We start from the raw sequence: 10,049 nt of genomic DNA, 5'->3' as shown, positions 1-10,049 counted from the left end.
AAACTGGTTCAACACCACACACCCGCCCCCCCCCGGGGGGGGGTCCCCCCCCGGGGGGCAAACGGCCTACTTCCCCCCCCCCCCCCCCCCCGCCCGGGGGGGGGGGGGGCGGGGGGGGGGGGGCGCCCCCCCACCCACCCCATCCCTGACCGCGACCGGAGGGGCACCATGCTCGGACTCAGCCCGGAACACCTGCTCGTCCTGCTGGTCGCCGCCTTGTTCATCCTCGGCCCGGAACGCCTGCCGGGTGCCATCGCCACGGTGCGCAAGACCGCACAGCGGGCCAAGGACGCCCTCGCGAACGCGCACGAGCAGATCAGCAACGAAATCGGGCCCGAGTTCGAGCAGCTGCGCAAACCACTGGGCGAGCTCAACCAGCTCCGCACCCTGGATCCCCGCACCGCCCTGACCCGGTTCGTGCTGGAGCCGTCGGCCGCTGAACCGCCCACCCCGGCACCGCCGCCGGCCGGGCGAGTGTCCGGTGTGGACATGGAAGCCACCTGACGCACAACCGAAAGGACCGTCACCCCATGACCGTCGACCGAGGACTTCTCGCGACCCTCAAAGCCAAGTCCGGCAAGGGCGACGAACTCGCCGCGTTCCTCGAGCAGGGCCGCGCACTCGCCGCCGCCGAGACCGGGACCGTCACCTGGTACGCCTTCAAGATCGACGACACCACCTACGGCATCTTCGACACCTTCGAGACCGAAGAAGCCCGCCAGGCCCATCTCGACGGGCAGATCCCGGTCGCGCTCGGGCAGGTCGCTGCGGACCTGCTGGCGGCCGATCCGGACATCCGCCCCGTGGACGTCATCGCGGTGACCTGACCCTCGCCTGGGCCTTCGACTCCGGCGAAGCAACCATTCGGCGCGTCCACCGGCTCTGTGGTGGGTGCCGAGGTCGAGACGGGCCGGACATTGCCGAGGACGGACCAGCGGTTCGAGGTGTTCGTCGAGCAGCACTACGGCGAGCTGTTGCGCTACGCGATGGTGCTGACCGGAAACCGGGACGAGGCCGGCGACCTCGTGCACGACACTCTGCTGAAGCTGACCCGGCATGTCGGACGCGGCGATATCGAGCACCTCGGCGCCTACTCGCGCCGAACGCTGTCCCGGGTCTTCCTGCGCCACCGCGCCCGCACCCGTCGCGAACCGCCGGTACCCCGACATGCTGAGGCTGCTCCTGCGGCTGCCACCGCGGACACGGGCCGTGCTGGCCGCCCGGTTCTACCTCGACCTCGGCGAAGCGGACACCGCACGGCTGCTCGGCTGCGGGACCGGCACGGTCAAGTCGACCACCTCGCGTGGCCTGCAACGGCTGCGCGAGCTGTGGGTAGCCGAATCACCGTCCCCGCACACCCCGCAGACGCCGACTTCGAAGGGACGACGATGACCCAGCACCCGGACTTCGCCACACTCCTGCGCACCGAGCTAGCGGCCGCCTCCCTGCCCCGTCCCGCAGTCGGCGAGGCCGCCTCGGTCGCGCATCGGGTGCTGCGGACGCGGGCACGGCGACGGGTTTGGACGGGAGCCGCGGTAGCTGCCGTTGTCGTGGTCGGCGGTGGCGTCGCGCTCGCGACGGCCTCCGGCGGTGACGACGCACCGGCCCAGCCCATGGCAGTGACCCAGTGGCCGGCGCGCGGCCCCCTGGCCGGCGACACCGCGCTGATCGGCCGCGCGAAGCTCGCCTGGGCGAACGCCAGCCCGGCCGCAGCCCCCGGCTCGGAAGCCGCCGTGCCGCTCGGCGGGCAGAACGCGACGCTGGTCGTCCTGCGCCGCGACGACGCCGCCGGAAGGACGTCGCTGGGCTTCATGACCACGCCGTCGACCACGGGTACGCCGGACACCGCGACACTGATGGTGCGAGCCCAGGTGACCGTCCCGGGGAACGCGCCCGCCCCCGCGGCCTACGGCTTCGTCGTCTCCAGGCCGGCGCCCGGGGACCAAGCCCCGGCGAGTTGGGCGGTCGCCCTCGTCGCCCCAGGCATGTCCGCCGCCCGGTTCAGCACCAGCGCCGTGGAGCACGAGGTCGCCGGCACCGCCGGCTCGCCCCGCAACGGATTGCTCACCGTCGGCCTGCCGCCGCAGGCAGCTGCCTGGAACACCGAGCTCGCGTTCGGCGACCGCGGCGAGCGGGGAATCGCCTCCCTGGCCGCGGCAGCCGACGATCCGGCCACCCGGACTGTCACCGCGACCCCGCGTCTCGACGGCGCCTTCACCGTCACCGGTGCGGCGGACGCGCAACCGGGCGACCTGCTCACCCTCCACGACGGGCTGGTCGGCGTCGTCACCAGCGGCGGCCCCAGCGCGTCCGCCAGCACGGACCTGACGACGCTGCGGACATCGGGGCTGAGTGCGCGGACCGCGACCACCGGTCGTCCGGTCAGCATCGCCCCGGGCCTCGGCAAGCAGACGACGGTCACCGCCGGCCCCGGCGTGCTGCACGAGGGCGACCGCATCGTCGCCGGCGAATTCCCCGGCACCGCAGCGGCCATCAACCTCGGCACCGTCCACCTGACCCCGGACGGCACTTGGCTCCTGCGGCGAGACGTGTGGTTCCCGGTGACTTACACACAGGCCACTCTGGTCCGACACCTGTGAACCAGGATGCAGGGCCGGGCCACAAGTGCGGGAGCTCAACCGTCCACTCCGCATGGTGCGGCCGAAAGGGTGGGCCCTGCTGGCCGGCATCGGCGGCGCGAGCTTCGGCCCCAGCACGGTCGGCGCGGTGGCCGGTCTCGCCGCCGGAGAGCCGAACTGGTGGCTGACGGCCTTCCTCCCGGGCACCGTCCCGGGCGCCGCGATCGCCGCCCGCCTGACCGGAGATCTCCACATCCGGGGCGGACGACCGGTTCGCTACGCCAGGCTGGTCGTCGGCGGGTTTCTGCTCGGCGAGGGTGGCTGGCTCGCCGGCGGCTGCAACCTCGGTCACGGCCTCTCGGGCGTCGCGCAGCTCAATGTGTCCTCGTGGGTCGTCGTGGCCGCCATCATCGGCGGGATCGCGCTCGCCCGGGCCACACGCGGCGTCGTGACCGGGCCTCCCGAACACCGGTAACCGCCCGGTAAGGATCACCGGGTCCAATCCGTGTGAGGCTTGGGAGATCCGACGAGGAGGTCATCCATGACCCGCAGTCACCCGCACTCAACCTCGACCGGCAGGGCGACCAGGAACCGGTGGACTCTCGCCGGAGTTTCGATCGTCTTCGCCCTGATCGTCGCCGGCGGCGCGAAAGTCGCTTTCGATCTCAGCAGCACCATGATGACGCACCTCGCCTTCGTGGGCGCCTGGATGATGTTCGCACTGGGCTTGGCCTACGCGGGCGTCCGGATCCGGCCCGCCCTCGGCGGCGCGCTTTTCACCGGCTTCGGAATCGGGGCTCTGCTGGTGGTGTTCTTCGTTGCCATGCGGATGGTCGCCTGATCGGCGACGGCGGGTTGTTCCAGCTCGAGCTCGCCCGAACCGCCGGTTCGTCACCCACAGGGCTGGTCCACGTCCCGCGGCCCTGCCCACTGAGGCCGGTCGCCTCGAATGACCCGTGATCCCGCCGGGATCGGGTCCGATGTTCGTTCGAGGAGAAGGAGATCCACCGTGAGCACACTCCGCCGTCGCATTCTGGCGACTGCCGTCCTGCCTGCCGCGGCACTCGGCTTCCTGCTGGCCGTCCCCGCCGCGGCCTCCGCCTCCACCTCGACCCCGCAACCGAGCGTTTCGGTCGTCGGCCACGAACCCGGTCAGCACCACCACGGCCTGCACCTGAGCATCCTGCTCGGCCTGCACATCACCGGCGGCCACCACCACGACGGTGACGAGGGCGACTGCTACGACGGCCTGCTCGATCTCGGCTGACCTTGGCGGAGCGGGACACCGACATCTTCGGCTGATCCGGTGATTTCCGGATCCGGGCACCAATCCGGACGGCGAACCGCCCCGAACCCCGAATCGAGTCAGGTGTCGAGGGAAAGCCGGTTTCAGCCATGGATTTCGACCAGGAGTTGGCGCGCCTCACGGATCGGATTGCCGAGGCGGCCGAAACCACGGTCGCGCTGAGCGACCGCCCTGATCTGCGTCAGGTCCGGTCCGTGGTCGCCGAGGCCCTGACGTTCGGGGCGTGTCCCGACGATCGCTACGGCGGCGTTCTCCTGGTGATCGACGAACTGGTCGGCAACGCCTACCAGCACACCACCGCAGTCCACGAGCTGCGCGTCACCCGCGCTGCCGAGAACCTGCTGGTCGAAGTCAGCGACGCGGACCCGGACGTCACACCGGTCCGAGCGTGCGGGCCGGGCTCGGGCCGATTCGGGCTCCGGCTGGTGGGCCAGCTGACCGTGGACTGGGGCGTGCGTGCCGACCGCGTGGGCAAGGTCGTGTGGGCGCTGGTGCCGCTCTAGATCTTTCCCGCCGTGCCGTGACCACGACCGACCTGGTCTGACTACCCGATCGGGGATTCCTGGTGAGCGTGCGTACGTCTTTGGTGGCCTTGGCCGTCATGATCGGTGGCGGCCTGGCCGCCACCACGGGGGTTGCCGCAGCGGGCACCACGTCCGACTGCACGTACAACACCAGCGCGAGCGGGGTGAACTTCCACGTGAAGTGCTCCCGGCTTCCCGCCGGGTACGGCCAGTATCGCGCGTATGCCCAGTGCGGGAACGGCGCGATCAGCTACGGCATCTGGACGACCGTGGCCGACAGCAAGTACATCGGGCCAGTGGCCGACTGCAGCAACCGAGGCAACGTCGCCGGCGGCGGAATCCAGCTGCGCTGTAAGCAAAGGCTCGCTTGGCCAGGGCAGGGCAGGGCCGGTCGCCGTCACCGCTTTGGAGTGAACCAGCGGTGACGACGACCGGCGGGGCGCCGCCGCTTCGGCGTCCCCCAGTGGCGGCTGTCCTGCTCGCCACCACCGGGCATCGGTCGCTGTCCGAACCGGAACCCGTTGTCGGACAGCGAAAGCACGGCCGCCCCGGCTCCAGGAGGTAGAGGAGCCGAGGCGGCCGTGTCGTGTCAGGTCACCCGTCGGTGACCGGACGCCTTACTTGTTGGTGCCCGGGGTGAGGACCTTGTCGATCACGAAGACGGTGGCGTTCTTGGTGGGGATGTTGCCGCACAGGATCTTCGCGCCGTTGACGGTCATGTTCTCACCCGAGCCCTCGATCTTCAGCGGCCCGCCGGCGGTGTTCAGCGACTCCAGCGTGCCGGCCGACTCGAGGCCCTTGGCGTCGTAGCGCTTGCCGACGACGTGGTACTGCAGGATCGGCGCCAGCTCGGCCGGCTTGCCCGCCAGCTCGTTGAACTTCGCGTCGCCCAGCGCGGCGAACGCCGGGTCGGCCGGCGCGAACACGGTGATCGCGGGCTGGCTGTTGAGGGTGTCGACCAGGTTGGTGGCCTTGACCGCCGCCACCAGCTTGGTCAGCAGCGGGTTGGTGGACGCGGCCGAGGCGACCGGCTGCGGGCCCATCGAGTCCAGCGAACCGGGCGCGGAGCCCTGCGGCAGCTGCGAGCAGGCCGGGCCGAAGACGTCGGCGTTGGTGGTCATGCCGTCGCCACCGGCGGCGGCGCTGGAGGAGGGAGCGGCCGCCGAGGAGGAGGGGGCGGGTGCGCTGCTGGAAGCGGAGGACCCGGTGTCACTGCTGCCGCACGCGGTCAGGGTGAGCGCGGCGGCCGCAGTCAGACCGATACCGGCGATACGAAGGTTACGCACGAGAATTCACTCCAATTGATTACGCGGCTGAGGCTGCCGAGTCGGCGAGAACCTCTTGTTGCTGGTGATTCGGGGCCCGGTCGAATCCGGATTGGTGGATCGGGGAAGAAATTTTCAGGCTGCGGTGAAGGTGACGTTGTGCCATCCTGTGGCCCCGTTGGGCACGGTGCCCGCGCGCTGGTCGGTCTGGGTGTAGCCGGACTTGTCGGTGGCGCGGCAGAACACCTGGTGCACTCCGGCCGGGATGTCGAGCTCGGTCCACCACATCCGCCAGGTGTTCGGGTTGACCTCCTGCGACAGCATGGTTTGCTGCCATGGGCCCTGGTCGATGCGGACTTCGACCTTCTCGATCCCGGTGTGTTGGGCCCACGCGACCCCGGCGACCCGTACCTTTCCTTTTTGGACGTTGGCGAACCCGCGGTGGGAGTCGATGCGCGATTCGGTCTTGATCGGGGCTTCTTGGCTCCAGCTTCGTTTGAGCCAGTACGCCTGCCGTGCGGCCCAGGTGGTGACCTCGATGTCGACGACCCATTTCGTCGCCGACACGTACCCGTACAGCCCGGGCGTGACCAGCCGGGCCGGGAAGCCGTGCTCGAGCGGGAGCGGTTCGCCGTTCATCCCGATTGCCAGCATCGCGCCACGCCCGCGGTCTTGCGCCGCGGCGACCGGCGTGCCGGACGTCCAGCCGTCGACGCTGGTGCAGAACAGCTGCTCGGCGCCGGGTTTCACGCCGGCCTCGGCGAGCAGGTCGGCCAGGTCGACGCCGATGAAGTTCGACGTCGAGACGTAGTCGCCGCCGACCTCGTTGGACACGCAGGTCATCGTCACGGTTCGCTCGACCAGCGGCCGCTCGCGGATGTCGTCGTAGCTGTACCGGATTTCGCGGTCCACCATGCCGTGCAGCCGCAACGTCCAGTCCTCGGCCCGCAGCTGTGGCACCGACAACGCGGTGTCGACCCGGTAGAACTTGTCGTTCGGGGTCAGGAAGGGCGGGGTGCCGAGCTTGGCGAAGTCCGCGTCGGCAGGGATCGTCGGCGCGGTCCGGGCGGGCACGAGCTTGCCGATCGCCTCCCTCGACGCCGTCGCGTCCCGCGTCCCGCTGATCAGCTGTCCGCCTAGGCCCATCGCGCCCGCTCCGACGACGACCCCGGCGCCGCCGAGCAGGAAGGACCGTCGCGACGTCCCGGTCTTTGCGTCGGAATCGGCTTCCCGCCACACGCGCGGCGCGATCCGTTGCAGCAGGAGGAAGATGGCCACCCCGACGACGAGACTTGCCAGCGGCGCGAGCAGTGCCACCACGGTCAGGTCCGGGCGCTGGAACACGGCGAACCCGCCGAGCAGTCCGAACAGGACGATGATCACCGTCCCGGGCACCGGTGAGCGCCGCGACAGCACTCCGGCCAAGGCCGCGGCGAGCACCATCACCACGGCCATGCTGCCCAGCAGCACGAGCTTGTCGTAGGTGCCGAAGGTGCGGACCGCGAAGTCCTTCAGCTCCACCGGTGTCAGGTCGATCGCGCCGTTGCCGACCGCGAGGTAGGGCGAGGCGTTGATGCTGATGAATCCCGCCACCAAGTGCCCGGCCGCCAGCGCGGCGGCCAGCGCCAGGACTCCGGTGAACGCGGCGGCGAAGAATCGCAGCCGGGCGCGCGGTGGTGCTGACGGAGCTTCCGGAGTGTCGAGCTCGGTGGCGGTCATACCGGTTGTTCGAGGCGGCCCGGTCGCGGTATTGGTCGCGCTGTCTCCGTCATACCGGATCAGGCGACAAAGCCGGAATTCCCGGGCAACTGATGACCTGGCCGGCGTAGGTCAGCCCGGCACCGAAACCGAACAGCAGCACGGGCGCGCCGGCTGCGATCTCCCGGCGCTCGATCAGCTTCGACAACGCCAGCGGGATGCTGGCGGCCGAGGTGTTGCCGGACTCCGCCACATCCGTCGCGATCACCGCGCCGGTCGCGCCGATCTTGCGGGCCAGCGCGTCGATGATGCGGACGTTGGCCTGGTGGGTCACGACGCCGCCGAGTTCGGCCGGGTCGACGCCGGCGCGGTGGCACGCCTGCCGGGCGATCGGGGCGAGCTCGGTGGTGGCCCAGCGGAAGACCGCCTGGCCCTCTTGCCGGAACACCGCGGGCAGCGCTCCGGGCCCGGCGGTTTCAAGGGTGATGCAGCGGCCCTTCGCCGGGGCCGAGCCCCACACCACCGGCCCGATCCCGCCCGCGGCGCGCTCGACGACGGCAGCGGCCGCGGCGTCGCCGAAGATCACGCACGTCGAGCGGTCGGTCCAGTCGAGGAAGTCGCTCATCTTGTCGACGCCGACCACGATCGCCCGGGCGGCGGCGTCCGCGCGGATGGCATGGTCGGCGGCGGCGAGCGCGTAGGAGAAGCCCGAGCACGCCGCGTTGAGGTCGAACGCACCGGGCGCGGTGATTCCCAGCCGCTCGGCGACCCGGCAGGCGACGCTGGGCATCCGGTCGAACGCCGTGCACGTCGCGACGACCACCAAGTCGACGTCCGCGGCGTGGTGGCCGGAGCGCCGCAGCGCGGCCTCCGCGGCGGCCGTCGCCATGTCGGCGACCGACTCGCCGGGTGCCGCGATCCGGCGGCTGCGCACGCCGATCCGGTCGCGGATCCACGCCTCGGAGGTGCCGAGCAGGTCCGCGAGTTCGTCGTTCTGCACTGTCCGGCTCGGCTGGTGGTGCCCGAACGAGACCGCTGTCGAGCCGGTCATCACATTCTCCTCATCGGTCCTCGGTGTTCGGAACTACCAGGGCCACGGCTTGCCCGATCCACTGTGGACAGCGCGTTCTCGCTCGTCCTTGTGGGTCACCGGCTGACCTTCTCGTCCCAGCACCAATCCGCACGGGCTCGCCGTGACGAACGGCTGCTATGACCGCCCGCGCAGTCGCACTCCGCGCCGGTTCCGGCACCGAGCCGGAACCGGAACAGCTGCTGGCTCGCGCCGCCCTCGGCGACGAGCAGGCCTTCGCCGCGCTCTACGACCGGCTGGCCGGGCCGATCTTCGGGACCGCGCTCCAGGTCCTGCGGTCGCGCGCCCACGCCGAGGAGGTGACCCAGGAGGTCCTGCTCGAGATCTGGCGCAAGGCGGCGACTTTCGACGCCGCCCGCGGGCGCGTGCAGACCTGGGCGCTGACCATCGCCCACCGGCGCGCTATCGACCGCGTCCGCTCCGAGCAGGCCGCGGTCGACCGGGAAGACCGGGCCGAGCGGCTGGACCTGCGTCGTCCGTACGACGACGTCACTGAGGCGACGCTGGACCACTTCGACCGGGTGCAGGTCCGCGCCGCGCTCGGAGTCCTGACCGAGCTCCAGCGGGAGTCGATCCTGCTCGCCTATTTTCAGGGTTACACCTGCCGGGAGGTTTCCGAAGAACTCGGTGTCGCGATCGGCACCGTCAAGACCCGCATGCGAGACGGACTGGTCCGCCTGCGCGACGCTCTGGGAGTGCACCGATGACCACCGCCGACGCCCACATCCTCGCCGGCGCCTACGTCCTCGACGCGGTCGACGACCACGAACGCGCCACCTTCACCCGGCACCTGAGCGAATGCCCCGCGTGTTCGGGCGAAGTCGCCGAGTTCCGGGCGACCGCCGCCCGGCTGGGCGCCGCTGAGGCGGTCGGTCCCGGGCTGGGCCTGCGCCGTCGGGTGCTGGCCGAAATCTCCCAGACCCGCCAGCTGCCGCCCGTTGTCCCGACCGAGCCCGTTCTAGCGGCGCGACGGCATCCGTGGCGCAGGCGCGCGCTGATCGGGATCGCGTCGATCGCCGCGGCCGCGGCGGTGCTCGCCGGCGGGATCAGCATCGGGCTGGGCCAGTCGGTCCCAGGCAGCCCCGTGCCGGTGGCCGTCGGCGCGGTGACGTCCGCGCCTGACGTCACCACCGTGCGCGCCACAGCGACCGGCGGCGGCGCGGTCTCGGCCACGGTCTCCCGGCAGCTGGGCAAGGTCCTGTTCGCCGCGCAGGTCCTCCCGCACCTGGACGCCGGCCACGCCTACGAGGTGTGGCTGACGGGCCCGGGAGCGCCACGGTCGGCGGGGCTGGTCGGGCCCCAGGGCACCGTCGAGGCCGCTCTGTCCACCGACATCGAAGGCATCTCGGTGACGATCGAACCCGCCTCCGGATCGTTGCAGCCGACCACGCCGTCGATCGCGGATCTCGTGGTCGGCTGAACGACCGGATGGACCCCACCTCGCGAGGCGTGTGAGCCACCGCGGTTAAACTGAATCCGGTTGAGACCGCAGCCGCCGACGCCCGCTCGCGCGGGCGTCTTTCACCTGGGGATTCGGTGGTCTGCGGCCGGCAGGACGGGTCTGCACCGGAAAGGCTCGGATACGTT

General features: G+C 71.1%; 14 protein-coding genes and 1 pseudogene. 12 read left to right on the top strand and 3 right to left on the bottom strand.

The window, feature by feature from the left end:
- Positions 1-168 precede the first annotated feature (168 nt).
- The 10 genes and pseudogenes from ACIA5G_RS51825 (at position 169) to ACIA5G_RS51780 (ending at position 4,834) form a co-directional block, all read left to right on the top strand.
- A complete protein-coding gene (locus ACIA5G_RS51825; RefSeq protein ID WP_395937589.1) occupies positions 169-504 on the top strand; it encodes a Sec-independent protein translocase TatB in 336 nt (111 codons plus the stop codon).
- A gap of 26 nt (positions 505-530) precedes the next feature.
- Positions 531-827, top strand: coding sequence for a putative quinol monooxygenase (locus tag ACIA5G_RS51820; protein ID WP_395937587.1), 297 nt, complete (start codon positions 531-533; stop codon positions 825-827).
- 57 nt (positions 828-884) lie between these two features.
- Positions 885-1,136: pseudogene (locus tag ACIA5G_RS51815) on the top strand (RNA polymerase sigma factor); the annotation flags it as partial.
- Between the two features lie 31 nt (positions 1,137-1,167).
- The gene (locus ACIA5G_RS51810) at positions 1,168-1,392 is read left to right on the top strand and encodes a sigma factor-like helix-turn-helix DNA-binding protein (protein ID WP_395937599.1); all 225 of its coding nucleotides are present in this window, start codon (positions 1,168-1,170) and stop codon (positions 1,390-1,392) included.
- A complete protein-coding gene (locus ACIA5G_RS51805) occupies positions 1,389-2,600 on the top strand; it encodes a hypothetical protein (protein WP_395937601.1) in 1,212 nt (403 codons plus the stop codon). Before ACIA5G_RS51810 ends, ACIA5G_RS51805 begins: the two co-directional genes overlap by 4 nt.
- A gap of 52 nt (positions 2,601-2,652) precedes the next feature.
- Complete coding sequence (locus ACIA5G_RS51800; RefSeq protein WP_395937585.1) at positions 2,653-3,054, top strand: YeeE/YedE thiosulfate transporter family protein; 402 nt, start codon at positions 2,653-2,655, stop codon at positions 3,052-3,054.
- A 66-nt stretch (positions 3,055-3,120) separates the two neighbouring features.
- Positions 3,121-3,420, top strand: coding sequence for a hypothetical protein (locus ACIA5G_RS51795; protein ID WP_395937583.1), 300 nt, complete (start codon positions 3,121-3,123; stop codon positions 3,418-3,420).
- A 168-nt stretch (positions 3,421-3,588) separates the two neighbouring features.
- Complete coding sequence (locus ACIA5G_RS51790; protein WP_395937581.1) at positions 3,589-3,846, top strand: hypothetical protein; 258 nt, start codon at positions 3,589-3,591, stop codon at positions 3,844-3,846.
- Positions 3,847-3,974: 128 nt separating this feature from the next.
- Positions 3,975-4,388, top strand: a complete 414-nt coding sequence (locus ACIA5G_RS51785; protein WP_395937579.1) for an ATP-binding protein — start codon at positions 3,975-3,977, stop codon at positions 4,386-4,388.
- Between the two features lie 62 nt (positions 4,389-4,450).
- Complete coding sequence (locus tag ACIA5G_RS51780) at positions 4,451-4,834, top strand: hypothetical protein (protein ID WP_395937577.1); 384 nt, start codon at positions 4,451-4,453, stop codon at positions 4,832-4,834.
- A 192-nt stretch (positions 4,835-5,026) separates the two neighbouring features.
- Here the strand turns inward: ACIA5G_RS51780 and ACIA5G_RS51775 are convergent, their stop codons facing one another.
- The 3 genes from ACIA5G_RS51775 to ACIA5G_RS51765 all read right to left on the bottom strand — a co-directional run bounded on the left by ACIA5G_RS51775 (position 5,027) and on the right by ACIA5G_RS51765 (position 8,423).
- Positions 5,027-5,695 (bottom strand): fasciclin domain-containing protein, encoded by a 669-nt coding sequence (locus tag ACIA5G_RS51775; RefSeq protein ID WP_395937575.1) that lies wholly within the window; start codon positions 5,693-5,695, stop codon positions 5,027-5,029.
- A gap of 114 nt (positions 5,696-5,809) precedes the next feature.
- Positions 5,810-7,393, bottom strand: coding sequence for a molybdopterin-dependent oxidoreductase (locus tag ACIA5G_RS51770; RefSeq protein ID WP_395937573.1), 1,584 nt, complete (start codon positions 7,391-7,393; stop codon positions 5,810-5,812).
- A 49-nt stretch (positions 7,394-7,442) separates the two neighbouring features.
- Positions 7,443-8,423, bottom strand: coding sequence for a beta-ketoacyl-ACP synthase 3 (locus ACIA5G_RS51765; protein WP_395937571.1), 981 nt, complete (start codon positions 8,421-8,423; stop codon positions 7,443-7,445).
- A 158-nt stretch (positions 8,424-8,581) separates the two neighbouring features.
- Here ACIA5G_RS51765 and sigK point away from each other — a divergent pair, with 158 nt between their 5' ends.
- Complete coding sequence (sigK, locus tag ACIA5G_RS51760; RefSeq protein ID WP_395937569.1) at positions 8,582-9,169, top strand: ECF RNA polymerase sigma factor SigK; 588 nt, start codon at positions 8,582-8,584, stop codon at positions 9,167-9,169.
- Positions 9,166-9,882 (top strand): anti-sigma factor domain-containing protein, encoded by a 717-nt coding sequence (locus tag ACIA5G_RS51755; RefSeq protein ID WP_395937567.1) that lies wholly within the window; start codon positions 9,166-9,168, stop codon positions 9,880-9,882. The genes sigK and ACIA5G_RS51755 overlap by 4 nt, the downstream gene beginning before the upstream one ends.
- Positions 9,883-10,049: the final 167 nt, after the last annotated feature.

This window comes from Amycolatopsis sp. NPDC051758 (assembly GCF_044453095.1).
Lineage (GTDB): Bacteria > Actinomycetota > Actinomycetes > Mycobacteriales > Pseudonocardiaceae > Amycolatopsis.
This window is presented reverse-complemented; position numbering and strand designations above follow the sequence as displayed.

Excerpts from the sequence above, each read along its gene's own strand:
- ACIA5G_RS51795 (WP_395937583.1), top strand. The coding sequence starts at position 3,121 with ATGACCCGCAGTCACCCGCACTCAACCTCGACCGGCAGGGCGACCAGG.
- ACIA5G_RS51765 (WP_395937571.1), bottom strand. The coding sequence starts at position 8,423 with ATGACCGGCTCGACAGCGGTCTCGTTCGGGCACCACCAGCCGAGCCGG.
- ACIA5G_RS51755 (WP_395937567.1), top strand. The coding sequence starts at position 9,166 with ATGACCACCGCCGACGCCCACATCCTCGCCGGCGCCTACGTCCTCGAC.
- sigK (WP_395937569.1), top strand. The coding sequence starts at position 8,582 with ATGACCGCCCGCGCAGTCGCACTCCGCGCCGGTTCCGGCACCGAGCCG.
- ACIA5G_RS51810 (WP_395937599.1), top strand. The coding sequence starts at position 1,168 with ATGCTGAGGCTGCTCCTGCGGCTGCCACCGCGGACACGGGCCGTGCTG.
- ACIA5G_RS51805 (WP_395937601.1), top strand. The coding sequence starts at position 1,389 with ATGACCCAGCACCCGGACTTCGCCACACTCCTGCGCACCGAGCTAGCG.
- ACIA5G_RS51820 (WP_395937587.1), top strand. The coding sequence starts at position 531 with ATGACCGTCGACCGAGGACTTCTCGCGACCCTCAAAGCCAAGTCCGGC.
- ACIA5G_RS51770 (WP_395937573.1), bottom strand. The coding sequence starts at position 7,393 with ATGACCGCCACCGAGCTCGACACTCCGGAAGCTCCGTCAGCACCACCG.
- ACIA5G_RS51825 (WP_395937589.1), top strand. The coding sequence starts at position 169 with ATGCTCGGACTCAGCCCGGAACACCTGCTCGTCCTGCTGGTCGCCGCC.
- ACIA5G_RS51800 (WP_395937585.1), top strand. The coding sequence starts at position 2,653 with ATGGTGCGGCCGAAAGGGTGGGCCCTGCTGGCCGGCATCGGCGGCGCG.
- ACIA5G_RS51785 (WP_395937579.1), top strand. The coding sequence starts at position 3,975 with ATGGATTTCGACCAGGAGTTGGCGCGCCTCACGGATCGGATTGCCGAG.